Genomic DNA, 25121 nt, shown 5'->3' on the forward strand with positions numbered 1-25121 from the left:
TGTCGGGGGTGAACCGTTAGGAGAGGCGCGGCCGGAGAATGGTTCCGCAGACGGCGCGAACCGACGCGTGAACCGGTGCGTCGGCTGATGCGTGAGCCCTGCGCGATGCCTGTGATCGATGCCGTGCGCATGCGATCCGGGCGTCGGCGGCGGCTCCGGCCGGGGGACCGGGACCGCCGCCGGACCTGCCAGGACTGACGCGACCGGCCGTCGCGTCAAGCCGGAATGGCCCCGCGGCGCATGGATCAAGCGCCGCGATGCGTACGCTTGTTAACGTCCGCTGCCGCCACCGTGGCCGCCGCCGTACCCGCCGCCCGGGCCACCCGACGAACCACCCCTGCCGTATCCGCCTCCAAAGCCGCCTCCGAAGCCTCCACCGCCAAAACCGCCGCCATGGCCGCTGCTGCCGTGAGCGCCGGACGACCCACCTGACGATCCGCTTCCAGAGTTGCCGTTTGCTCCGGATGAGCCGCTGCCGGATGAGGAACCGTGTCCCGATGGACCCGCGGGGCCGCCGTGCGCGCCGCTGCAACTACAGCCGCTGCCCGGACCCCCTGGACCACCCGGACCACCCGGACCACCCGGACCACCCGGACCACCCGGACCACCCGGACCACCCGGACCACTCGATCCGCCCGACCCCTTCGACCCACCCGACGCGTTGCTCGTGCCTTTGCTGCCTCCGGACGACCCTCCCGGCCCGCTGCTGCCGCCCGATACGCCACCGCTTCCGCCACCGCTGGCCCCCGCGTTGCCCGACCCGCCGTGACGCTGCGCGCCGCAGTTGCCGCCGTCGCCGGGACACGTCGCGAGCATGAACACCGCGGACACGTCGCGTTCGGTCGCAGCCGGCGATGCGTCGATGTCCGCCTGCGCGAGCATCGTCGCCGACGCCCCGCTCGCGGCAAGCGGCGGGGCTGCGTCGAGCACCCAACCGGGGATGACGTTGCCGTCATCCCCCGCATGGGCCGCGATTCCCGGAAGCAGCATGCCGACTCCGACAGCGAGCGTCGCCATTCCCCGAGCCCATCGATAGCAGTACGGATCGACTGCCCCGTTCTTCATTTCGTTCTCCCGGGACACGGCGGCATGGCGACGCCGCCGTCTCTCGCGCTCCTCGTGCGCGGCGCCACGCCGTCGCCGGGCGTGTGGGCCGCTCCCCGTATGGTCGGTTCCGCTTCATGCCGGCTAGCGCCGCACTCGACGTGCGGCCCGCGCTGCGTGCAGGCGTTCGCGTGATCCGCAGCACCCGGGCACGGCGACGTCCACCGGCGCGCACGGCGTCGCATGCGATCCGTCGTCGTCTGCGTGGGCAGACGGGGCGAATCCAGGTGCGTCGCGCGGCCGGTTTCCGCGTGCCGGCGCGATCACCCGCGAGATCGCGCCGGCTGTCGTCGAGCCGGATGCCTGGCGTCTGTTTAGCGAGTTCCATGCCATTGGCGTTCGACGCGGCGTTCCCGGCGCGGCTGTTTCAGGCGAGCGAAAAAACACCGTGAAAACGTTTCGACGATGAAACGCGGGCCGTTATGAAGGGGTCGAGCCGTTGCAGACGTGCGCGAGTCGAGGTGCGTGGGTCTACCGCGCGTATGAAGCGGGAGCCGGCGTGAACGGCGATCTATCGGATGCCGCCGCAACGAAGCGCCGCCGTATGCGGGTCGATCTATGGAAGCCGTTCATCGTTGCGCGGCGTCGTCCTTGGCGGATTGCAGTGCGCGTAGCTCGGCAGCGGGGATATGGCAGCGTATCGAGTGACCCTCGCCCGCGTCGGCGAACGGCGGATGCTCGTTGTCGCAGATCGCGCCGAGCCTGTGCGGGCATCGCGCGCGGAACACGCAGCCGCGTCGTTGCGCGTCGGCCGGCGTCCGTTCGTCATCCGTCTCGTTGCTCACGCTGCCGTCGCGCGACGCGGCAAGCAGCGTCTCGGTGTACGGATGACACGGACCGCCGAACACCGCGCCGGCCGGTCCGCTTTCGACGACCTGTCCCGCGTAGAGCACCGCGACGCGATCCGCCAGATAACGGACCACGTCGAGGTCGTGCGAGATGAACAGATAACTGACGTCGTGTTCGCGTTGCAGCCGTGCGAGCAGGTTCAGGATCGCCGCCTGCACGGACACGTCGAGCGCGGAAGTCGGCTCGTCGCAGACCACGACGCGCGGTTCGCCGGCGAATGCCTGCGCGATCGCGACGCGTTGCTTGAGCCCGCCCGACAGTTGCCGCGCGCGCGCCGCGAGATAACGCGACGGCAGGCGCACCGCGTCAAGCAGCGCGGCGATGCGCGAATCGCGGGGCGTTGCGTCGTCATCGGGGCGCGCAGGCGACGACTGTGTTGACTCGCCCGGCAGCGCGCGTTCGACCAGTTGCCGCACGGCGAGCGCACGGTTCAGCGACGCGTCGGGGTTCTGGAACACCAGCCGCAGCGCCTTCAGTTGCCGCGCGGTGCGTTGCGCGACGCGCGGCGCGAGCGGTTCGCCGTCGAGTTCGATGCGGCCGCCCGCGTCCGGCTCGATAAGGCCGAGCAGCAGTTTCGCGAGCGTCGTCTTGCCGCTGCCGGATTCGCCGACGAGGCCGAGCGTTTCGCCGGCGCGCAGTTCGAGCGAGACGCGATCGACCGCGCGCACGGCGCGCGAGCCGCGGCCGAACGTGCGGGTGACGTCGATCGCGCGCAGCACGATGGGCACTTCGGGGGCGGGTGCAATGCGTTCGTCGCTTGGAGGATCGACTTCCGCGTCGTCCCGTCGATCGACTGTTGCCTGACCGCCGTGTTCGTCATGTGCCGGGACGTCATGGTCGGCGTCGCGCGAGCCGGCAGCGTGCGCTTCTTCGGCAGAAGGGGCGTCAGGCTCCTCCTCGCGGCGAATGACTTCCTCCGCGTCGCCGCCCACGGTCGCATCGGCGTCGCGGATGCCGGCATCGATGGGTTCGTCCGGCAACGACGTCGCGTCCAGCGCGCCGCGTGGGCCGGCGGCGCGTTCATCATCGGCCGGATCGCGCCCATCGCGCCCATCGCGCGCAGCATGCCCGACGCGCCGCTCATCGTCGTCGCCAGGCCCGAACGGCAACTCGATCGCGCGCTCGTGATAATGACAACGCGCCATCTGCTCGCCGTGCGCCGCGTTCATCCGGTGCGGCGGCGGCGCGTCGCGCACGCATCGTTCGTCCGCGAGCCGGCAGCGCGGCGTATACACGCAGCCGCGTTGCGTCACCCCCGGCGCGGGCAGTTCGCCGGGAATCGTATCGAGCGGCCCGGCCGCCTTGCTGCGCCCCGGCGCGGGCAGGCAGCGCAGCAGCCCGACCGTGTACGGATGATGTGGCCGGGCGAACACGTCGCGCGTCGTCCCTTCCTCGACGAGGCGTCCCGCATACAGCACGCCGACGCGCTCGCACATCCGCCCGATCACCGCGAGGTCGTGGCTGATCAGCAGCACCGCCATCCCGAGTTCCGCGCGCAACTGCGCGATCAGCGCGAGGATTTCCGCCTCGACGGTCGCATCGAGCCCGGTCGTCGGTTCGTCGAGGATCAGCAGCGACGGGTTCGGCGCGAGCGCCATCGCGATCACGACGCGCTGCTGCATGCCGCCCGACAACTGATGCGGATAAGCGGCCATCACGCGCTCCGGGTCCGCGATGCGCACCCGTTCGAGCAGCGCGGGCGTGCGCGCGAGCGCGTCGTCGGGACTCGCGCCCGCCGCCTCGAACGCCTCGCTGACCTGGCGCGCGATCGTCAGCGACGGGTTCAGCGCGCTCGCCGGGTCCTGATAGACCATCGACACCGCGTGCGCCCGCAGCGTCCTCAACCCTTCGGCGTCGAGCGCGAGCACGTCCTCGCCGGTCACCGCGAGCCGCGCGGCGCGCACGCGGCCGTTGCGCGGCAGGCAGCGCAGCGCCGCGAGCGCCACCGTCGACTTGCCGCAGCCCGACTCGCCGACGAGCCCGTACGCTTCGCCGGGGCGGATGCGCAGCGACACGTCGGTCAGCACGTCGCGGTCGCGTCCGCGCGTGCGATACGACACGGTGAGGCCGACGAGCGTCAGCGCATCGGCCTCGCCGTCGCGCGGCGCGGCGAACGCCGGGAACGTGGAGCGGGCGGCGGCGCGCGGCGCGCTCATGAGGCGAGCGCCTCGCGCACGCTGTCCGCGACGAGGTTCACGCCGACGACGAGCGACGCGATCGCGGCCGCGTCGAACGCGACCGTCCACCACGCGCCGCCCGCGAGCAGCGTGTACGACTCGGACAGCGCGAGCCCCCAGTCCGCGGACGGCGGCTGGATGCCGAAGCCGAGGAACGACAGCGTCGCGACTGCGAAGATCGCATAACCGAGCCGCACGGTCGCCTCGACGACGATCGGCGGCCACACGTTCGGCAGGATCTCCGCGAACATCACGTACGGCGCGCGCGCGCCGCGCAGCCGCGCGGCCGCGACATAGTCGAGATGCCGCTCGGTCAGCACCGCCGCGCGCACGGTGCGCGCGACGAGCGGCGCGAACGTGATGCCGATCACCAGCACGATCGCGGGCGTCGAGCCGCCGACCGCCGCGAGCACGAACAGCGCGACGATCACGAGCGGCAGCGCGAGCACCGCGTCGAGCGCGCGCGCGACGAGCGTGCCGGCCCAGCCCGCGAAATAGCCGGTCACGAGGCCGAGCGCCGCGCCGGCGAGCGTGCCGACGACGGTCGCGAGCGGCGCGACGCCGAGGATGTCGCGCGCGCCGACGATCACGCGCGAGCACACGTCGCGGCCGATCTCGTCGGTGCCGCACCAGTGGCCGGGGCCGGGCGGCAGCAGCGAATTCAGCGGATCGGACGCATACGGATCGTGCGGCGCGAACCACGGGCCGGCGATCGCGCAGACGATCCACCAGGCGACGATCAGCGCGCCCGCGACGAACGACGGGGAGCGCAGCAGCAGCCGCAGCGTCGCGAAACGCGGTTCGGGGGCCGCTTCGGCGGCGGAGTCGGGCAGCGTCGTGCTCATGCGCGTTCTCCGGTGAGGCGCAGCCGCGGGTCGAGCAGCCGGTGCAGCGCGTCGGCGGCGAGCGTCGCGAGCGTATAGACCGCGCCGACCGCGAGCACGCCCGCTTCGAGCAGCGGAAAGTCCTTCGCCTGCGCGGCGTTGTAGATCAGCGAGCCGATGCCGGGATAGCGGAACAGCGTCTCGACCACGACGAGTCCGCCGATCAGGTAGCCGAGCTGCGTCGCGGCGACGGTGACGGTCGGCAGCAGCGCGTTGCGCAGCACGTGCCGCACGATCACGACGCGGCGCGGCAACCCCTTCAGGATCGCGGTGCGGGTGTAGTCGGCGTCGAGCGCGTCGATCATGCCGGCGCGCGTGATCCGCGCGAGGTAGCCGAAGAACACCAGCACGAGCGGCAGCACCGGCAGCACCAGATGCCGCAACTGTTCGCCGACGCCCGCGCCCGGCGGCGCGCCGGCATCAATCGGCAGCCAGCGCAGCCACACCCCGAACACGAGGATCAGCACGATCGACGACACGAACTCCGGCACCGCGCTCGCGCACAGGCCGCCGGTGCTGATCGCGCGGTCGGGCCAGCGGTCCGCGTGCAGCGCGGCGAACACGCCGCCCGCGATGCCGAGCGGCACGACCACGACGAACGCGAGCAGCCCGAGCTTCGCCGATTGCAGCAGCGCGTCGCCGACGAACGGCGCGACCGGCTGCCGATACGTCCACGACTGGCCGAAGTCGCCGCGCAGCGCATGCGCAATCCACGCGGCGTATTGATCGAGCAGCGGCCGGTCCGCGCCCAACTGATGGTTGAGCGCGGCGACCGCGCGCGCGTCGGCGAGCGGGCCGAGCACCGCGCGGCCGATGTCGCCGGGCAGCCACTGGCCGCCCGCGAATACGAGCACCGACAGCAGCCATAGCGTGAACAGCGCCCACGCGAAACGCGCGGCGACGAAGCGCGCGACGCGCAGCGCGTCCGCGCGGCCGGACGGGTCGCCGGACAGCGGGGGGCGGGTGGCAGTGGTCGGCATCGGACTCCCGGTTCGCTTGCGCGCGAGAAACAGTGGATGGCGTCAGGCCGCGAGCACCGCGCGGTCGAAATACAGCTGCGCGAGCGCGGTGAAGCGCACGCCTTGCAGCGCCGCGCGCTGCGCGATCAACTGGTCGTAGAAGTACGGGATGATGACCGGCGTTTCGTCGAGCAGCAGCGTTTCGATCTGCGCGGCGATGCGCTTCTGCTCGACGAGGTCGAGCGCCGCGACGAACTGCGCGACGAGCCGGTCATATTGCGGATTCCTGAAGTGCGCGGCGTTCCACGTGCCGCCGCTCGTCAGCGGCGCATTGAGGAACACGTTCGGCACGCCGCGATGGCCGTAATCGGTGATGCCGAGCGGCGCGTCGAGCCAGTCCGACCGGCCGTAGGCGCCCGCGCCGTAATACTGCGCCTGGCTCTCGATGCGCAGCCCGATGCGCACGCCGATCGCCTTCGCCGCGTTCTGCACGATCACCGCAAGCTCCGGTATCTCCATGTACTTCTCGGTCGTCAGCGTCACGTCGAAGCCGTTCGCGACGCCCGCCTCGGCCAGCAGGCGGCGTGCCTTCGCGACGTCGATCCGGCGTTGCGGCACGTCGGTCGCGGTCGACGGAAACACCGGCGCGAACGGGCTGTCGTTGCCGACCGACGCACGGCCGCGAAACAGCCCGCGCGCGAGCACGTCGCGGTCGATCGCGAGCGCGAGCGCCTGGCGCACGCGTTTGTCGCGGAATGCCGGCACGTCGTTGCGCATGTGGATCTGCCGGTGCGCGCTCGATCGCACGCCGAGCACCTTGAAGTGCGGATCGTCGAGGATGCCGATGCCGCCCTGCACGGTGAACGTGCCCATTGCGTCCGCGTCGTTGCCGAGCAGCGCGAGCAACTGCGCCTGCTCGTCGGCATAGAACGTGAACTGCACGCGCTGCGGCAGCGCCTTGTCGCCCCAGTAGTCGGGATTGCGCACGAAACTCGCGCCGCGCCGCGCCCGGTAGCTCTCGAAGCGCAGCGGGCCGGTGCCGATGAAGGTCTTTTCGTAATCGCCCGCGTAGTTCGCGGGCAGCAGCACTGCGTTGTAGTTGTCCGATGACACGTAGTACGGGAAGTTGCCGTTCGGCGCGTCGAGATGGAACGCGACCGTATGCGCATCGACCGCCCGCGTGCCGCCTTTCGACAGCACGCCCTTCAGCACCGACAGCGCGGCCGAGCCGGTCGCCGGGTCCGCGAGCCGGTCGAACGTCGCGACGACGTCGCGCGCGCCGAACGGCTGGCCGTCGTGAAACTTCACGCCGGGCCGCAGCCGGAACGTCCAGACGTCCGCTTTCGCGTTCGGTTGCCACGACAGCGCCAGCGCCGGTTGAAGCTGGTTGTCCGCGTCGTCGTTGAGCAGGAATTCGCCGGTCTGGTTCAGCAGGCACAGGCCGCCCGCGTCGGTGACGGTCAGCGGGTCGATCGCGCCGGCGGGCATCAGGTGCGCGACGCGGATCGTCTGGTCGGTCGGCTGCTGCTGCTGTGTTTGGGCTTGTGCGGCGGGTGTCGACGCGAGGCCGCTGCCCGCGAGCGCGAGGCCGAGCACGCTCGCGTGCCGCAGCAGTTCGCGGCGCGTGACGCGGCCGGCGAGGAACGCGTCGATCGCAGGGTTGCCGTGCGCGCCGGCTCGCGCGCGCAAGGCTTCGATGCAGGGCAGATCGAACGGCGGACGTTTCATCGGTGCGGGTTCCGGGCGGTTCCGTTGGCTTGCGCGCCCGGTGCCGGCAGAGAAGCGGCGAGGGCGCGACGGCGACGTGCGGTGCGGCAGGCGACGAATGCGGGTCCAGTGTAAGCGATTCGGCGCGGCGGGGCGAACGGGGGACTGGATGGGCGCAGGGGGAACCCGGCGGCGGCGCGAGTCTGTCGCCGCAGCAAGGCTTTCGCGGATGGGACCGCGGCAGGGCGTGCGTCAGCCGGTTCGGCTGACTGGCGGCGGAACGTGTGCGGGCGGAGTTTCAGCGTGCTCGCCGACGCGAAGCTCGAACGGGCGCCGGGCGTCGCTGCGCGCGCGCCGGCGATGGGGCGTGTGCCGGATGTCTGGGCATATGCCGGATAGCCGGCGCGTGGCGGAGACCGAGTGGTTGCCGGGTATCCCGCGCGTGACGAAGCCTCGCCTCGCGGCGGCGTGTCAGCGCGTAGTGGCGCTGGCCGGCCGCCGCCAGCGATGGAACAGCACCGACCCGATCCAGCACGCGATGAACGCGGCGACGATCCCATAACCGAGTTCGCCGAAGCGGTCGTTCAGGTCCGCGACGACGCTCCATGCGCCGCCGCTCAGGCCGAGCTTGTCGGACAGCAGCCCGAGCGCCTCGACGCCGCCGATCGCGATCGCGACGAGCGCGGACACGAACGTGATGCTCGCGTTGTAGTACAGCTTGCGCTTCGGGTCGTCCATCGCCCAGCCGTACGCGTGGACCATCAGCACGTTGTCGGTCGAATCGACGAGCGTCATGCCGGCGGTGAAGAGCGCGGGGAACACGAGGATCGAATAGAGCGGCAGCCCCTTGCCCGCCTCGGCGGCCGCGATCGCGAGCAGCCCGATCTCGGTCGCGGTGTCGAAGCCCAGCCCGAACAGCACGCCGACCGGGTACATGTGCCAGCTTTTCGTGACCAGCGCGAACAGCGGCCGCAGCGCGCGCGACAGCAGGCCGGCCGGCGCGGGCGCCGTCGCGGCGGCCAGCGCCGCGTCGCCGCCGCGCTGCACCTGACGGTAGCGGCGCCACACGTCGCGCAGGATCACGAGGTTCACGCCCGCGAGCACGAGCAGGAAGCTGGCCGACACCAGCGTGCCGATCGTCGAGCCGACCGCGTGGAATTCGTCGAAGCGGCCGTGCAGCGACAGCGCGGTCAGCGCGATGCCGGTGGTCGCCGCGATCACGATCGTCGAGTGGCCGAGCGAGAACGCGAGGCCGACGCCGAGCGGCCGCTTGCCCTGCTGCATCAGCTTGCGGGTCACGGCGTCGATCGCGGCGATGTGGTCCGCGTCGACCGCATGGCGCAGCCCGAAGCCGTACGCGAGCAGCGCGGTGCCGAGCAGCAGCGGATAGTGGCGGAACGCGATCAGCGCCCACGCCCATGCGGCGACGTTGGCGAGAATCAGGCCGGCATACAGCGGGACGATGCGGGAGCGGAGCGACAAGGCGGGCTTCATGGGCAGAGGGCGCAGGGACGGCTCAATGGTCGTGCGGATGGCGATGGATCGGATCGACCCAGTAGACGGCTTCGGGCTGTTCGACGGCGTCGATGTTCAGGTTCACGACGACCGCCTCGTTGTCGCTGCGCACGAGCACGCATTCGAGCGGATCGTCGGTGCTCGCGTTGATCTCCTGGTGCGGCACGTACGGCGGCACGAAGATGAAGTCGCCGGGACCGGCCTCGGCGGTGAATTCGAGGTGCTCGCCCCAGCGCATCCGCGCATGGCCGCGCACCACGTAGATCACGCTTTCGAGCGCGCCGTGATGATGCGCGCCCGTCTTCGCGTTCGGATGAATCGTCACCGTGCCGGCCCACAGCTTCTGCGCGCCGACACGCGCGGCGTTGATCGCGGCCGCGCGGTTCATGCCGGGCGTCTGCGCGGTGTTCGCGTCGAGCTGGTCGCCGCGGATCACCTTCACGCCGTGCTCGCGCCAGTCGGGCTCGGCGTGATCGCCGGCCTCGTCCTCGTCGTGCGAATGGTCTGGATCGTGGCTCATTGCGTCTCCTGACGGCGCGGCGGATTTTTGTGCGCGCGCGGGCTCAACATGGGAGGAACGTGAACGGACGGCCGCCGCGGGACGCGGGTTCGCGGGTTAGATCGAAGCGGCGACACCGTGCGGCCGGGAGCGCCATGCGGCCGGGCCGCCTATTGTGGCACGTTCAAAAATGCGCCGCCGCGCGGCGCTTCATGCAAAAAGCCCGTTCGCGTGAGGCGCGAACGGGCTTTTCAGGCGCGGTTGCCGGAACCGGCTATCGGCGCATCACGACCGCTTCGTGTTGATCACCGCATCCGCGACGTTCTGCGGCGTTTCCGCGTAGTGCTTGAACTCCATCGTGTACGTCGCGCGGCCCTGGGTCAGCGAACGCAGCGACGTCGAGTAGCCGAACATTTCGGACAGCGGCACTTCGGCGCGCACCAGCTTGCCGCCGCCGCCCGCGATGTCCTCCATCCCCTGCACGATGCCGCGGCGGCTCGACAGGTCGCCCATCACGTTGCCCATGAAGTCCTCGGGCGTCTCGACCTCGACCGCCATCATCGGTTCGAGCAGCACCGGCTTCGCGCGCCGCATCGCTTCCTTGAACGCCATCGAGCCGGCCATCCGGAACGCGTTTTCGTTCGAATCGACGTCGTGGTACGAGCCGAACGTCAGCGTCACCTTCACGTCGACGACCGGATAACCCGCGAGAATGCCGGACTTCAGCGTCTCCACGATGCCCTTGTCCACGGCCGGGATGAACTCGCGCGGAATCACGCCGCCCTTGATCGCGTCGACGAACTCGTAACCCTTGCCCTGCGGCTGCGGTTCGAGCGAGATCACCGCATGGCCGTACTGGCCGCGGCCGCCCGACTGCTTGACGAACTTGCCCTCGACGTCCTCGACCTTGGTGCGCACCGTCTCGCGATACGCGACCTGCGGCTTGCCGACCGTCGCCTCGACGCCGAACTCGCGCTTCATCCGGTCCACGAGAATTTCGAGGTGCAGCTCGCCCATCCCGGAGATGATCGTCTGCCCGGACTCCTCGTCGGTCTGCACGCGGAACGACGGGTCTTCCTGCGCGAGCCGGTTCAGCGCGATGCCCATCTTCTCCTGGTCGGCCTTCGTTTTCGGCTCGACCGCCTGCGAGATCACCGGCTCCGGGAAGATCATCTTTTCGAGGATGATGACGTGCGCCGGATCGCACAGCGTATCGCCCGTGGTCGCTTCCTTCAGGCCGACCGCCGCCGCGATGTCGCCCGCGCGCACTTCCTTGATTTCCTTGCGCTCGTTCGCGTGCATCTGCAGGATCCGGCCGAGCCGTTCCTTCTTCTCCTTGATCGCGTTCAGCACCGTGTCGCCCGATTCGATGACGCCCGAGTACACGCGGAAAAAGATCAGCTGCCCGACGAACGGGTCGGTCATGATCTTGAACGCGAGCGCGGAGAACGGCTCGTCGTCGCTCGGATGGCGCTCGATCTCGCGGTCGTGCTCGTCGTGGCCGAGGATCGCGGGCACGTCGATCGGCGACGGCAGATAGTCGATCACCGCGTCGAGCATCGCCTGCACGCCCTTGTTCTTGAACGCGCTGCCGCACAGCATCGGCACGATCTCGTTCGCGATCGTGCGTTTGCGCAGCGCGCCCTTGATTTCCTCCTCGGTCAGGCTCTCGTGATCGTCGAGGTACTTTTCGAGCAGCGTCTCGTCGGCTTCGGCCGCGGCCTCGACCATCTTCTCGCGCCACTCGTGCGCGAGGTCGACGAGGTTCGCCGGGATCTCGGCGTACTCGAACTTCACGCCCTGGCTTTCGTCGTCCCAGACGATCGCCTTCATCTTCACGAGATCGACGACGCCCTGGAAGTGATCCTCCGCGCCGACCGGAATCTGGATCGGCACCGCGACGCCCTTCAGCCGCTCGCCGATCTGCTTCTGCACGCGAAAGAAGTCCGCGCCGACGCGGTCCATCTTGTTCACGAACGCGATGCGCGGCACCTTGTACTTGTTCGCCTGGCGCCACACGGTTTCCGATTGCGGCTGCACGCCGCCGACCGAGTCGTACACCATGCACGCGCCGTCGAGCACGCGCATCGAGCGTTCGACTTCGATCGTGAAGTCGACGTGGCCCGGCGTGTCGATGATGTTGATCCGGTGCTCCGGATAGTTGTTCGCCATCCCGCGCCAGAACGCGGTGGTCGCGGCGGACGTGATCGTGATGCCGCGTTCCTGTTCCTGCTCCATCCAGTCCATGGTCGCGGCGCCGTCGTGCACTTCGCCGATCTTGTGATTCACGCCGGTATAGAACAGGATGCGTTCCGTCGTCGTGGTCTTGCCGGCGTCGATGTGGGCGCTGATCCCGATGTTGCGATAGCGCTCGATGGGAGTCTTGCGGGGCACGTTGATCTCCTTGGAATGGCGCGCCTGAAACGGGCGCCGGGCGGCTCGCGGCGCGTGCTGCGAGCCGCCCGGCGAAGCGCGGCGCACGGCCGGAAAGCCGCCGCGCCGCATTCTGCGGCCTCTAGCATAGCGCGGGCGCGGCGCTTTTGCTGGACGCGCGCCGGTCGGGTGCGCGCGTTGTGCAGGCGTTGCGCCGGGCGCGAAAAAAGCCGCTGCGCGCAGGGCGGCAGCGGCTTTCGTCCGGAGTGGGAAGCGGCGGTGACGGCGGCGGGGAAAAGCGGACAGTCGGGCTGGGATCGCGGCGCGAAGTCCGGCGCGTTTTATCACCGCGGTGAACGCGGCGCGCGGCGGATGTTCCGCATCGCGCCGCGACCGCGTCACTGCGCCGGCGGCAGACCCTGAATCTTCGTGCCGGGCTTGATGCCCTTCGCGGCGAACCAGCCCTTGCTCATTTCGAGCGCATACACGCCGTTGTTGCGCGGGCAGTGGTTGTCGGTCGTCTCGGCCTGCATCTCGTCGATGTCGGTGATCGTGCCGTCCGCCCGGATGAACGCGATCGACAGCGGGATCAGCGTGTTCTTCATCCAGAAGCAGTGCACCGCGTTTTCGCCGAACACGAACAGCATCCCTTCGTTCGGCGCGAGCTGTGAGCGGTACATCAGCCCCTGTTCGCGATCCGCGTCGTTCGCGGCGACCGCGGCGTCGATCACGAACATGCCGGCGGTGAGCTTCACGCGCGGAAATTCGCCGGGCTGCTTCGCGCCGGGCGGCATCTGTTGCGCATGCGCGGCGCCGGCCGCGAACGAGAGAGCGGCGAGCGGCAGGACGGTAGCCAGCGCGCAGCGCGCGATGAGCGAGCGCAGGGAAAATCGCACGAATGAACTCCTTCGGAAATTGACCCGCGCATGTTACGCGAGTCCGTTGGCGCGGGTCAAAAACGCAGCATCGTTCGCATGCGAGAAACGGATCGTGGATGCGGGAGAACGAAGCGCAAAAAGCGGGAATGCAAAAAAGCAGAAGCAGAAAAGAAAAAGGCAGATCGCCTTGCGGTGACCTGCCTTTCGAACGCGGAGGAAACGACGGATGCCGCTGCCTGCCTACGTCTTACGAAGCGCTTACTCCGAAGCTGCCGAAGCGGCGTCAGCCTTCGCTGCCTTCTTGTGCGCTGCCTTCTTGTGGGCCTTCTTGTGAGCAGCCTTGTGCGGTGCCGAAGCAGCGTCGGCAGCAGCCGGAGCGGCTTCCGGAGCCGATGCTTGTGCGAATGCAGCCGTTGCGAACAGGCCAGCGACCAGAGCAGCGATCAGTTTGTTCATGTTGTGAATCCTCAGCTTGAGTTAATTTAACCAAGTGACCCGGTTATTGAGTCAGGTCGGTAAACGTGCCATCCACCTTTCGGTTGACAGTCGCAGACGACAAATTGCGCTTGCTCCTGCCAGCGGTCGGGACCACGCGCATGCGATGACGCACAGTGCATGGGAACCTGAAGGCTGAATGCCGGATAGCTTCGGGCGGCATCTGCGTCCGATAACGCGCCGTATTGCGACGTGGTTGACGCGAAGTTTTCATTTGCATCGACGAACATCGAATAACGCAAAACGCTCCGCCTGCTCATGAGTTACGCGATGAATTCGAAAAGCGCTTTCGCGACAGTCACTTGAGCGCGCGCGGCATGGCTTCGCGCGACTGCCACGGAGAATCGGGAGGCACGTTGACGCAGTCGCCCGGTTGCAGGCCGAGCGTAAAGATGTCGAGCGCGCCGATCGCGACGCGCACGAGACGCAGCGTCGGAAATCCGGCCGCGGCGGTCATCCGGCGCACCTGGCGGTTCTTGCCTTCGCTGATCGCGAGTTCGATCCATGTCGTCGGGATCGACGCGCGATGGCGGATCGGCGGATCGCGCGGCCACAACGCGTCGGGTTCGCCGATGCGTTTTACGCGGCACGGCTGCGTGACGAAGTCGCCGAGATCGACGCCGCGTTCGAGCGCGTCGAGCGCCGCGCGATCGGGTTCGCCCTCGACCTGCGCCCAGTAGCGTTTGACGAGCTTGCGGCGCGGTTCCGCGATGCGGGCCTGGAGTGCGCCGTCGTCGGTGAGCAGCAACAGCCCTTCGCTGTCCGCGTCGAGACGGCCGGCCGGATAGACGCCCGGCGTCTTCACCCAGTCCGCGAGCGAAGCGCGCGTTTCGTGCGGCGAAAACTGGCAGATCGTGCCGAACGGTTTGTTGAGGGCAATGAGGCGCATGACGGGTGGAGAGCGGGCTGGAAGGCCGTGCGGGCAGGGCGATCCTATGGCAAATGGCGAGATCTTAATGCATAATACGAAACGGCAAGTCTTTTGTCTTATATAAGACCTAAGATTGAACCGGATCGCCGCCGACACGGCGCATCGCTGCTGCGACGCAGCATCCGGCGTGTCCGGATCCACGGCGCGCGCGGGCCGGCGTGGGCTAGAATAGCGGCCTGTCCGCGATGCGGGCGGACCGCGCAGCCGACGGCGCGCGGCGTCGCCGCAGCGCGCAACGGTCCGCCGCTGGCGAGCCCGCCGCGAACCCGGCCATGCCGGGAAACGCAGCCGGCATACGCCGCGTCGGGGCAGACCCGGTTCCCCAGTTCCAAACCCGCTTCCCCCTGCAAAGCCTTCACTGGAGTCGATCATGCCGTATCAGCACATCAAGGTTCCGACGGGCGGTGACAAGATCACCGTCAATGCGGATTACTCGCTCAACGTTTCCGATCAGCCGATCATCCCTTACATCGAAGGCGACGGCACCGGCTTCGACATCACCCCGGTGATGATCAAGGTGGTCGACGCGGCGGTCGAAAAGGCATACGGCGGCAAGCGCAAGATCCACTGGATGGAAATCTACGCCGGCGAAAAGGCGACCAAGGTCTACGGTCCGGACGTGTGGCTGCCGGACGAAACGCTCGACGTGCTGAAGGAATACGTCGTGTCGATCAAGGGTCCGCTGACGACCCCGGTCGGCGGCGGCATCCGCTCGCTGAACGTCGCGCTGCGCCAGCAGCTCGACCTGTACGTCTGCCTGCGCCCGGTGCAGTACTTCAAGGGCGTGCCGTCGCCGGTGCGCGAGCCGGAAAAGACCAACATGGTGATCTTCCGCGAGAACTCGGAAGACATCTACGCGGGCATCGAGTGGGCGGCCGACTCGGAAGGCGCGAAGAAGGTCATCAAGTTCCTGCGCGAAGAAATGGGCGTGACGAAGATCCGCTTCCCGGAAACGTCGGGCATCGGCATCAAGCCGGTTTCGCGCGAAGGCACGGAACGTCTGGTCCGCAAGGCGCTTCAGTATGTGATCGACAATGACCGTCGTTCGCTGACGCTCGTCCACAAGGGCAACATCATGAAGTTCACCGAAGGCGCGTTCCGCGACTACGGCTATGAACTCGCGCAGAAGGAATTCGGCGCGGAACTGATCGACGGCGGCCCGTGGATGAAGTTCAAGAACCCGAAGACGGGCAACGAGATCGTCGTGAAGGACGTGATCGCCGACGCGTTCCTCCAGCAGATCCTGCTGCGTCCGGCCGAGTACGACGTGATCGCGACGCTGAACCTGAACGGCGACTACGTGTCGGACGCGCTGGCCGCACAGGTTGGCGGCATCGGCATCGCGCCGGGCGCGAACCTGTCGGATTCGGTCGCGATGTTCGAAGCGACGCACGGCACGGCGCCGAAGTACGCGGGCAAGGACTACGTGAACCCGGGTTCGGAAATCCTGTCGGCTGAAATGATGCTGCGCCACCTCGGCTGGACCGAAGCGGCCGACCGCATCATCGCGTCGATGGAGAAGTCGATCCTGCAGAAGCGCGTCACGTACGACTTCGCGCGTCTGATGGAAGGCGCGACGCAAGTGTCGTGCTCGGGCTTCGGTCAGGTGCTGATCGAGAATATGTAAGCACGAGACGATGCGGGCCGTTACGGCTCGCATCGCAAACCCCGGCGGACCGATGGTTCGCCGGGGTTTTTTATTTGCGGTTTGTCTTATGTCGATGCGCGGCGCGCGGAATCGTGCGCTGACGGACTGCGTCGGAATCGCGCGGTCGCTGCGCGCCGTTCTTCGTGCCGCATCGTTGCGCTATCATCTCCGGACATCTGTCGTCCGCGTCAATTCGATTCCATATGACCGTCCCGTTACGCATCCTCGCCGCACTCGCGTTCGCGCTGCTTCTGCTGCGCGGTGCGTTCGCATGCGAGCCCGTGCAGGCCGCGGCGACGATGCCGGCCGCGTGTCATCACGCGATGCAATCGGTGTCGAAGGAATGCGCGCATCGTGGTTCGATCCCGCAAGGCGGGTCCGCGGCATGTCATGCCGGCTGCTGCGTCGGCTGCGGGTCTCATTGCGGGCCGCTGTCCGCCATGGTCGTCTTCGATGTCGGCGGTCCGCAGCGCGGCGCGCCGCCAGTGTTTGCGGAAACACGTCGCGCGAGCATCGTGCGCGCACCACTGCTTCCTCCCCCGATCGTTTGAGCGCGCGCGACTCCGCATTTCACGGAGTCACGTCTTTTCGCTTTCACTCTGCGCCCGCCGCGCGTCGCACCACGACGCGCCGACGTGTGCGCAGCAACGAACGATCGCGTGCGCGGCCAGCCCTCTCCATCCATCAGCGGTTGGCACACGCGCGCACGCAAGCATGAGGAAACTTTCGATGATCCGCAGAGAATTTCTGGTTCGCGGCCTCGGCGCGGCCGCCGCGTCGATGTTCGCGCGCAGCGTATTCGCGCAGGCCGCCGCGCAGTCGATGCCGATGGGCGACATGCCGATGCACGGGATGCACGACATGCACGATATGGCGTCGATGTCGGGCGGCATGTCGATGCAGTCGCCGCTCGCGGCGCCCGACGCGTTGCCGTCCGGCGCGCCGCTGCCCGCGCTGCGCAGGCTCGCGAACGAAAGCCGCGAGCCCGGTTTGTTCCGCGCGACGCTCGTGGCGCAACCGGTCGTGCGTCAGTTGCTGTCAGGTCAGCCGGCGACGCAGTTCTGGCAATACGGCGACGACGATGGCGGCCCGGTGATCGGACCGCTGATCGACGTGAACGAAGGCGACACGGTCGAGATCCGTTTCGTGAACCGCCTGCCGCAGCCGTCGACGATTCACTGGCATGGCCTGCCGGTGCCGCCGGACCAGGACGGCAATCCGTCCGATCCGGTCGCGCCCGGCGCGACGCGCGTGTACCGCTTCACATTGCCGGCCGGCAGCGCGGGTACCTACTGGTATCACCCGCATCCGCACATGCTCGCCGCCGAGCAGGTGTTTCGCGGACTCGCGGGGCCGATCGTCGTGCGCGCGGCCGACGATCCGCTCGCCGGCTGGCCCGAGCGTCATCTGCTCGTGTCCGACCTGAAGCTGTCGGCCGACGGCACGATCCCGGCGAACGGCATGATGGACTGGATGAACGGGCGCGAAGGCCAGTTCGTGCTGGTCAACGGCGCGCTGCGGCCGCGCTTCGACGTGAACGGCACGGAACGCTGGCGCGTATGGAACGCGTGCAGCGCGCGTTATCTGCGGCTCACGCTCGGCGTCGGACAGACGTTCGACCAGATCGGCACCGACGGCGGCCTGCTGCAGACGCCGCGTCGCGGGCTCACCGAACTGCTGCTCGCGCCGGCCGAGCGTGTGGAACTGATCGTGCGCGCCGGCGCGCAGCCCGCGCAGGTGTCGCTGATCGACGCGCAGTACGACCGGCGCAAGATGACGATGGCGCGCGGCCGTTTCGTGCCGCCGGACGCGGACCGCGTGCTGGCCGACATTCGCCTGACGCCGGCGGCCGACGCGCGCGAACTGCCCGCGCGGCTGCGCACGATCGTGCCGTTCGGGCCGGCGGCCGCGCAGCGGTCGGTCGTGTTCGACGAGGCGATGGACATGCACGCGATGCATCAACCGGGCGCGTCGGCGGGCGGGATGCCGCGCGGCATGAAGTTCATGGTGAACGGCAGCGTGTTCGATCCGGCTCGCATCACGCTGACGAGCCGGCGTGGTGAAGTCGAGCACTGGACGATCGAGAATCGCACCGATATGGATCACCCGTTTCACCTGCATGGCGCACAGTTCCAGGTGATCTCGCGCGAAGCGGACGGCAAGCGGGCGGCGGAACCGTTTCTCGCGTGGCGCGACACGGTGAACGTGCGGCCCGGCGAATCGGTGCGGATTGCGGTGGTTCAGCGCGAGGCGGGGGACCGCATGTTTCACTGCCACATTCTGGAGCACGAATCGCTCGGAATGATGGGCACGCTGCGAGTGGTTTAACCGCGCATTATCACGCGCATATTGCAGAAAAAAGAAAACCCGGCACGGGCCGGGTTTTCTCAGTACGGGTACCGAACTGGATCAGGCTGCCGCCTGGATGTTCGATGCCTGTTTGCCCTTCGGACCCTGGACGACTTCGAAACTCACTTTCTGACCTTCCTTGAGCGTCTTGAAGCCATTCATCTGGATAGCCGAAAAGTGAGCGAACAGGTCCTCGCCGCCTTCATCCGGCGTAATGAAGCCAAAACCTTTCGCATCGTTGAACCACTTGACCGTACCGGTTGCCATACCAACTTCCCCTGTAACACTCATGTCACTACGAGCACGTACGAAGAGTCGAATGATCGCGGAAAACGACCGCTTACCCTTCACCAGCTCACCAACGGCATTTTTTCGAATTTGTGGCGGTTGAAAAAAGTGCCAGCTTGATTGTTGAGGCTCTTTATTCTGCTGTCAAGAATATTTTGAGATGCCCGGTGACGCGTTGTAAAGAACCCATTTCCAGGGTTTTTCCGCCTTTTCTTGTGCGTACACGTACAAGCAGTCCATCTTGAAAAGTCGCATAATCGACGCAGATGGGAGTCTCCCCCGCCACACCGGCCGGGCTGGCACGTTACGTGATACGGCTAACGGTGAGGTCCGGCGGCGGCGCGCCGGTTGTGCGATACTCGATTCGACCGGTGGGGCATGCGGCGCTGCCGGAAGCTGACAATATCGACGGCCGGCACCGCAGCCGGCCGTCGCGACAGGGAAGGGCGCGAAGGTCTGCCGCAGGATTTTCGCGCCGGCGACACCGGCCGGCCGGTCGGGTTTCGGCAGGATTGCGGGCCTGTCCGAGTTGTTTAGAATGGGCGTATGGCGATTATCCCGGACAAGCAGGACGGCACCGTACTGGAGAGGCAGGAGCAAAAGGCCAAGCCGCCCTCCATGTACAAGGTCGTGCTGATGAACGACGACTACACGCCGATGGAATTCGTCGTGATGGTAGTGCAGGAATATTTCAACAAAGACCGCGAGACCGCAACGCAGATCATGCTGAAGGTGCATCGCGAGGGCAGGGGAGTTTGTGGGGTCTATACGCGGGATATCGCGTCGACCAAGGTTGAGCAAGTCGTTACCCATGCACGGCAGGCCGGGCATCCGCTGCAGTGTGTGATGGAGGAAGCATGATTGCCCAGGAACTGGAAGTCAGCCTGCACATGGCGTTCATGGAAGCACGTCAGGCGCGGCATGAGTTCATCACGGTCGAGCACCTGCTCCTCGCGCTGTTGGACAATCCGACGGCGGCGGAGGTGCTTCGCGCGTGTGCCGCGAATATTGAAGACCTGCGTCAGAACCTGCGCAACTTCATTCACGACAACACCCCCACCGTGCCCGGCACGGACGATGTCGATACGCAGCCCACGCTCGGTTTTCAGCGTGTGATCCAGCGCGCGATCATGCACGTGCAATCGACATCGAACGGCAAGAAGGAAGTGACCGGCGCGAACGTGCTGGTTGCGATCTTCGGCGAAAAGGACTCGCACGCGGTGTACTACCTGCAGCAGCAGGGCGTCACGCGTCTCGACGTCGTGAACTTCATTTCGCACGGCATCGCGAAGACGAGCAGCGGCGACGCTGCGAAGGCGAGCGACGCGAATCCGGAAGCGGAAGACGCGGCCGCGCAGAAGGAAACGCCGCTCGCGCAGTTCACGCAGAACCTGAACCAGATGGCGAAGGATGGCCGGATCGACCCGTTGATCGGGCGCGAATCGGAAGTCGAACGCGTGGTGCAGGTGCTGTGCCGGCGCCGCAAGAACAATCCGCTGCTGGTCGGCGAGGCCGGGGTCGGCAAGACGGCGATCGCGGAGGGCCTCGCGTGGCGGATCACGCGCGGCGAGGTGCCGGACATCCTCGCGGACGCGCAGGTGTATTCGCTCGACATGGGCGCGTTGCTCGCGGGCACCAAGTATCGCGGCGACTTCGAGCAGCGTCTGAAGACCGTGCTCAAGGAACTGAAGGAACGCCCGCACGCGATCCTGTTCATCGACGAAATCCATACGCTGATCGGCGCGGGCGCCGCGTCGGGCGGCACGCTGGACGCGTCGAATCTGCTGAAGCCGGCGCTGTCGTCGGGTACGTTGAAGTGCATCGGCGCGACGACGTTCACCGAGTATCGCGGCATCTTCGAAAAGGATGCGGCGCTGTCGCGGCGCTTCCAGAAGGTCGACGTGATCGAGCCGACCGTCGAGCAGACCGTCGCGATCCTGCGCGGGCTGAAGTCGCGCTTCGAGGAGCATCACGGCGTCAAGTATTCGTCGGGCGCGCTGAACGCGGCCGCCGAACTGTCGGCGCGCTTCATCACTGACCGTCATCTGCCGGACAAGGCGATCGACGTGATCGACGAAGCGGGCGCGGCGCAGCGCATCCTGCCGAAGTCGAAGCAGAAGAAGACGATCGGCAAGGGCGAGATCGAGGAGATCATCTCGAAGATCGCGCGCGTGCCGGCGCAGAGCGTGTCGCAGGACGACCGCAGCAAGCTGCAGACGCTCGATCGCGACCTGAAGGCGGTCGTGTTCGGCCAGGACCCGGCCATCGACGCGCTCGCCGCGTCGATCAAGATGGCGCGCGCGGGCCTCGGCAAGACCGACAAGCCGATCGGCTCGTTCCTGTTCTCCGGCCCGACCGGCGTCGGCAAGACCGAAGTGGCGCGGCAGCTCGCGTTCACGCTCGGCATCGAGCTGATCCGCTTCGACATGTCGGAGTACATGGAGCGTCATGCGGTGAGCCGGCTGATCGGCGCGCCGCCGGGCTACGTCGGGTTCGACCAGGGCGGTTTGCTGACCGAGGCCGTCACGAAGAAGCCGCATTGCGTGCTGCTGCTCGACGAAATCGAGAAGGCGCATCCGGACATCTTCAACGTGCTGCTGCAGGTGATGGACCACGGCACGCTGACGGACAACAACGGCCGCAAGGCGGACTTCCGCAACGTCATCATCATCATGACGACGAATGCGGGGGCCGAGTCGATGCAGAAGTCGACGATCGGCTTCACGACGCGCCGCGAGCAGGGCGACGAAATGGCCGACATCAAGCGGCTCTTCACGCCGGAGTTCCGCAACCGTCTGGATGCGACGATCAGCTTCCGCGCGCTCGATGAGGAAATCATCATGCGCGTCGTGGACAAGTTCCTGATGCAGCTCGAAGACCAGTTGCACGAGAAGAAGGTCGACGCGGTCTTCACCGACGCGCTGCGCCAGCATCTGGCGAAGCACGGCTTCGATCCGCTGATGGGCGCGCGGCCGATGCAGCGTCTGATCCAGGACACGATCCGTCGTGCGCTGGCCGACGAACTGCTGTTCGGCAAGCTGATTACCGGCGGCCGCGTGACGGTCGATGTGGACGAGAACGACAAGATCCAGTTGACGTTCGACGAGAACCCGGCGCCGCGCAATCCGAACCCGGAAGCAGTCGAAGTAGAATAACGGCTTCGTTTCAGGTTCATCCCGAGCGAAACGGCGCGGACTTTCGGGTCCGCGCCGTTTCGCTTTTTTGCGTGCGCGCTGGCGCGCACGGCGCAGAGGTCTGGTTTTGGCAATAGAGAAGAAACACGCGTTCGATTCGATTGTCGAGCGCGAGCGCGGGTTGCGCCGGGGCTTGAGCGCCGGCCAGATGACGATGATCGCGATCGGCGGCGCGGTCGGCACCGGGTTGTTCCTCGGCAGCGGTTTCGCGATCAGCTTCGCCGGGCCGGGCGTGCTGGTGTCGTATGCTGTCGGCGCGCTGATCGCGCTGCTGCTGATGGGCGCGCTGGCCGAGATGACGGTCGCGCATCCGACATCCGGGTCGTTCGGCGCGTATGCGGAGCACTACATCGGGCCGCTTGCGGGTTTCGTGGTCCGTTACGCGTACTGGTCCGCGTACGTGCTCGCGGTCGGCACCGAAGTCGCGGCGATCGCCGTCTACATGAAGTTCTGGTTCCCGGGCGTGCCGGGGCTGTGGTGGATCGTCGGATTCTCCGCCGCGCTGATCGCCGTGAACGCGATGAGCGTGCGCGCGTACGGCACGATCGAATATCTGTTTTCGAGCCTGAAGATCGCGGCGATCGTCGCGTTCATCCTGCTCGGCGCGTGGTACGTGTGGCGCGCGCCGGCCGGCTCGGGCGTCGGCTTCGCGAACTACACCGCGCACGGCGGGCTGATCCCGAAGGGCTGGTGGGGCGTGTGGGTCGGCACGATCGTCGCGCTGTTCAGCTATCTCGGCGTCGAGACGATCGCGGTCGCCGCGGCCGAAGCGCAGGACCCGCAGCGCGCCGTCACGCGCGCGTTTCGCGGCACGATCCTGCGTCTCGTGCTGTTCTATCTGCTGACGCTTGCGTTGATGCTTGCGATCGTGCCGTGGACCGAAGCGGGCGCGAACCAGAGCCCGTTCGTCAAGGTGATGGCCGAAACGGGCGTGCCGTATGCGGCCGGCGCGATCAACTTCGTCGTGCTGGTCGCCGCGCTGTCCGCGATGAACAGCCAGTTGTACATCACGACGCGGATGATGTTCAGCCTGTCGCGCGCCGGTTATGCGCCGGCGGTGTTCGGGCGTCTCACGCGCAGCAGCGTGCCGACCGCGGCGCTGTCGCTTTCGACGATCGGCATCGCGGTCGCGGCGGTGCTGAACGCGCTGTATCCGCAGACGGCGTTCACGCTGATGATGTCGATTGCGATGTTCGGCGCGATGTTCACGTGGCTGATGATCTTCGTCACGCACCTGTTTTTCCGCCGGCGCTACGCGGGGCCGACGCCCGCGTTCAGGATGTGGGGGCATCCGTTCGGCAGCGTGCTCGGCGCGCTGTTGATGGCCGGCATTCTGGTGACGACCGCGTTCACGCGCGAGTTCAGGATGACGCTCGCGTATGGGCTGGCGTTCGTCGTCGCGCTCGTCGTGGCTTATGCAGTGTGGTATCGCCGGCGCGCGATTGTCGCCGCGGAGAAAGAGGCGTCGCGCGCGGGGCTTTGATTTTTCGCGGGCTGTAGCGATGCAGATGCTATGGCTGACCCGTCCGGCGATATATCGCTTCGCGCCGGGCGCGCCATGCGAATTTCGGTTCCGGCGGCCGCACTACGCAGCGCGAGGCATGAGAGCAATGCGCAAGCCGACGTTACGCGGCGGCCCTGGGTTCGGCGGCCGTCGCCGTAACGGCATCGCGCAATGACGCCACGCTGGCAATGGCGACCAACGGTGAGGGCGGGTTAGAACCGCCGCTGTTCGCCGAATGACGCGACACGAACGCCTCGACGCACTCCGTCAATGCTTGCCGGTGCTGCCGAACCCGCCAGTGCCGCGCTCGCTCGCGTCGAAATCCTCGACGATATTGAACTGCGCCTGCACGACCGGCACGATCACCAGTTGCGCGAGACGTTCGAACGGATTCAGTGTGAACGTCGTCTGTCCGCGGTTCCACGTCGAGATCATCAGTTCGCCCTGGTAGTCGGAGTCGATCAGCCCGACCAGATTGCCGAGCACGACGCCGTGCTTGTGGCCGAGCCCCGAACGCGGCAGGATCAGCGCCGCATAACCCGGATCCGCGACGTGGATCGCGAGGCCGGTCGGCACGAGCGCGGTCTGGCCGGGTTCGAGCGTCAGCGGCGCGTCGATGCATGCGCGCAGGTCGAGCCCGGCGCTGCCCGGCGTCGCGTAATGGGGCAACTGGTCGCGGATGCGTTCGTTCAGGATCTTCAGGTCGATTTTCATTGAGTCGTTGCGGGTACGGACGGAATCAGGAGCGGGGAAGCTGGAACGCGTCGGCCAGCAGTTCGTAGGAGCGCAGCCGCGCCGCATAACTGCCGGCGACGGTCAGCACGATCAGTTCGTCGGCCTGGAAGCGTTCCTGCAACGCGACGAGCCGTTCGGTGACGATTTCCGGCGTGCCGATGACGCTGCGTGGTTTTTCGCGGTCGATCACGAGCCGTTCGCGTTCGCCGTATTCCTGCGCGAGCCCTTGCGCGATATTCGGAATCGGCGCGTTGAGGCCGTAGGCCATCTGCACGCGGCGCAGGTCGACGGCTTTTTCGAGTTCGGCGGCTTCGGCTTCGGTGTCCGCGCAGATCGCGAACACGGCGGCGGCCAGATACGGCTTCGCCTCGTGGCCGGCGGTGAAGCGCTCGCGATACGTTTCTGCGACCAGATGCCCGAAGTGCGCGTTGATGAAATGCGCGAACGAGAAGCGCAACCCGAACTGCGCGGCAAGCAGGCCGCCGAAGTCGCTCGACCCGAGCACCCACAACTGCGGGCGCGTGTCGATCTGCGGCTGCAGCACGACGCCGTGCGCGACGTGGTCGGCGGGCAGCTTGCCTTCCATCAGGCCGACGAGGTCGCGCACCTGTTCCGCGAAGATATCGCCGCGGTTGTATTCGCCGGCCGCGACCGCCTGCGCGGTGCGCATGTCGCCGCCCGGCGCCCGGCCCACGCCGAGGTCGACGCGGTTCGGAAACAGCGCTTCGAGCATCATGAACTGCTCGGCGACCTTGAACGGGCTGTAGTACGGCAGCATCACGCCGCCGGAGCCGATCCGGATGCGCTTCGTCACGCTGCCGAGCCGCGCGAGCATCACCTCGGGACACGGATTGCAGACGCCGAGCAGCCCATGGTGCTCGGCGCACCAGTAGCGCGTGTAGCCGAGGTCGTCGGCGAGCTGGGCGAGTTCGACGGTCGCGGCGATCGCGTCGGCCGCCGTGTGCCCGGCGATCACGGGCGACTGGTCGAGTACGGAAAGTAGCGTCATGGCAGTACCGCTCCGGGGTTCCG

At 67.4% G+C, this 25121-nt stretch carries 18 protein-coding genes; 5 read left to right on the forward strand and 13 right to left on the reverse strand.

Translation table 11 applies throughout. The annotated features are described in order from the left end of the window. Positions 1 to 1673: 1673 nt before the first annotated feature. The 10 genes from BLV92_RS32495 to BLV92_RS04795 all read right to left on the reverse strand — a co-directional run bounded on the left by BLV92_RS32495 (position 1674) and on the right by BLV92_RS04795 (position 14329). Positions 1674 to 4109: a dipeptide ABC transporter ATP-binding protein gene (locus BLV92_RS32495; protein ID WP_244283745.1), complete on the reverse strand. Its 2436-nt coding sequence runs from the start codon at positions 4107 to 4109 to the stop codon at positions 1674 to 1676. After that, a complete protein-coding gene (locus tag BLV92_RS04750) occupies positions 4106 to 4975 on the reverse strand; it encodes an ABC transporter permease (protein WP_090542719.1) in 870 nt (289 codons plus the stop codon). The genes BLV92_RS32495 and BLV92_RS04750 overlap by 4 nt, the downstream gene beginning before the upstream one ends. Beyond that, positions 4972 to 5994, reverse strand: a complete 1023-nt coding sequence (locus tag BLV92_RS04755) for an ABC transporter permease (RefSeq protein WP_090542721.1) — start codon at positions 5992 to 5994, stop codon at positions 4972 to 4974. The genes BLV92_RS04750 and BLV92_RS04755 overlap by 4 nt, the downstream gene beginning before the upstream one ends. Before the next feature lie 42 nt (positions 5995 to 6036). Further along, entirely contained in the window at positions 6037 to 7701 is a 1665-nt protein-coding gene (locus tag BLV92_RS04760) for an ABC transporter substrate-binding protein (protein WP_090542723.1), read from the reverse strand. 450 nt (positions 7702 to 8151) lie between these two features. Next, a complete protein-coding gene (locus BLV92_RS04765) occupies positions 8152 to 9174 on the reverse strand; it encodes a HoxN/HupN/NixA family nickel/cobalt transporter (protein WP_090542725.1) in 1023 nt (340 codons plus the stop codon). Between the two features lie 22 nt (positions 9175 to 9196). Then, positions 9197 to 9715 (reverse strand): cupin domain-containing protein, encoded by a 519-nt coding sequence (locus tag BLV92_RS04770; RefSeq protein ID WP_090542727.1) that lies wholly within the window; start codon positions 9713 to 9715, stop codon positions 9197 to 9199. A 264-nt stretch (positions 9716 to 9979) separates the two neighbouring features. Further along, positions 9980 to 12088 (reverse strand): elongation factor G, encoded by a 2109-nt coding sequence (gene fusA, locus BLV92_RS04775; RefSeq protein ID WP_090546829.1) that lies wholly within the window; start codon positions 12086 to 12088, stop codon positions 9980 to 9982. A 377-nt stretch (positions 12089 to 12465) separates the two neighbouring features. Then, positions 12466 to 12963 (reverse strand): DUF192 domain-containing protein, encoded by a 498-nt coding sequence (locus tag BLV92_RS04785; protein WP_090542731.1) that lies wholly within the window; start codon positions 12961 to 12963, stop codon positions 12466 to 12468. Positions 12964 to 13203: 240 nt separating this feature from the next. After that, a complete protein-coding gene (locus BLV92_RS04790) occupies positions 13204 to 13401 on the reverse strand; it encodes a hypothetical protein (protein WP_090542732.1) in 198 nt (65 codons plus the stop codon). Positions 13402 to 13738: 337 nt separating this feature from the next. Further along, complete coding sequence (locus tag BLV92_RS04795; RefSeq protein ID WP_090542734.1) at positions 13739 to 14329, reverse strand: pseudouridine synthase; 591 nt, start codon at positions 14327 to 14329, stop codon at positions 13739 to 13741. A 412-nt stretch (positions 14330 to 14741) separates the two neighbouring features. On the opposite strand from BLV92_RS04795, the gene icd reads away from it, so the two are divergent. Together icd and BLV92_RS04810 are read left to right on the forward strand one after the other, a co-directional pair. Beyond that, the gene (gene icd, locus BLV92_RS04800; RefSeq protein ID WP_090542736.1) at positions 14742 to 15998 is read left to right on the forward strand and encodes an NADP-dependent isocitrate dehydrogenase; all 1257 of its coding nucleotides are present in this window, start codon (positions 14742 to 14744) and stop codon (positions 15996 to 15998) included. 750 nt (positions 15999 to 16748) lie between these two features. After that, the gene (locus BLV92_RS04810; protein ID WP_090542740.1) at positions 16749 to 18347 is read left to right on the forward strand and encodes a multicopper oxidase family protein; all 1599 of its coding nucleotides are present in this window, start codon (positions 16749 to 16751) and stop codon (positions 18345 to 18347) included. Positions 18348 to 18428: 81 nt separating this feature from the next. Here BLV92_RS04810 and cspD read toward each other — a convergent pair whose 3' ends face one another. After that, positions 18429 to 18635, reverse strand: coding sequence for a cold shock domain-containing protein CspD (gene cspD, locus BLV92_RS04815; RefSeq protein WP_017776809.1), 207 nt, complete (start codon positions 18633 to 18635; stop codon positions 18429 to 18431). A gap of 567 nt (positions 18636 to 19202) precedes the next feature. On the opposite strand from cspD, the gene clpS reads away from it, so the two are divergent. The 3 genes from clpS to BLV92_RS04830 all read left to right on the forward strand — a co-directional run bounded on the left by clpS (position 19203) and on the right by BLV92_RS04830 (position 23333). Further along, complete coding sequence (gene clpS / locus BLV92_RS04820) at positions 19203 to 19517, forward strand: ATP-dependent Clp protease adapter ClpS (RefSeq protein ID WP_090542742.1); 315 nt, start codon at positions 19203 to 19205, stop codon at positions 19515 to 19517. Next, entirely contained in the window at positions 19514 to 21811 is a 2298-nt protein-coding gene (gene clpA, locus BLV92_RS04825; RefSeq protein ID WP_090542744.1) for an ATP-dependent Clp protease ATP-binding subunit ClpA, read from the forward strand. Before clpS ends, clpA begins: the two co-directional genes overlap by 4 nt. Positions 21812 to 21998: 187 nt before the next feature. Next, entirely contained in the window at positions 21999 to 23333 is a 1335-nt protein-coding gene (locus tag BLV92_RS04830) for an amino acid permease (protein ID WP_090546831.1), read from the forward strand. Between the two features lie 288 nt (positions 23334 to 23621). Here BLV92_RS04830 and dut read toward each other — a convergent pair whose 3' ends face one another. Continuing rightward, positions 23622 to 24068, reverse strand: coding sequence for a dUTP diphosphatase (gene dut / locus BLV92_RS04835; protein WP_090542746.1), 447 nt, complete (start codon positions 24066 to 24068; stop codon positions 23622 to 23624). A gap of 25 nt (positions 24069 to 24093) precedes the next feature. Next, a complete protein-coding gene (locus BLV92_RS04840) occupies positions 24094 to 25098 on the reverse strand; it encodes an LLM class flavin-dependent oxidoreductase (protein WP_090542749.1) in 1005 nt (334 codons plus the stop codon). Positions 25099 to 25121: the final 23 nt, after the last annotated feature.

It is taken from the genome of Paraburkholderia caballeronis (genome assembly GCF_900104845.1).
Lineage (GTDB): Bacteria > Pseudomonadota > Gammaproteobacteria > Burkholderiales > Burkholderiaceae > Paraburkholderia > Paraburkholderia caballeronis.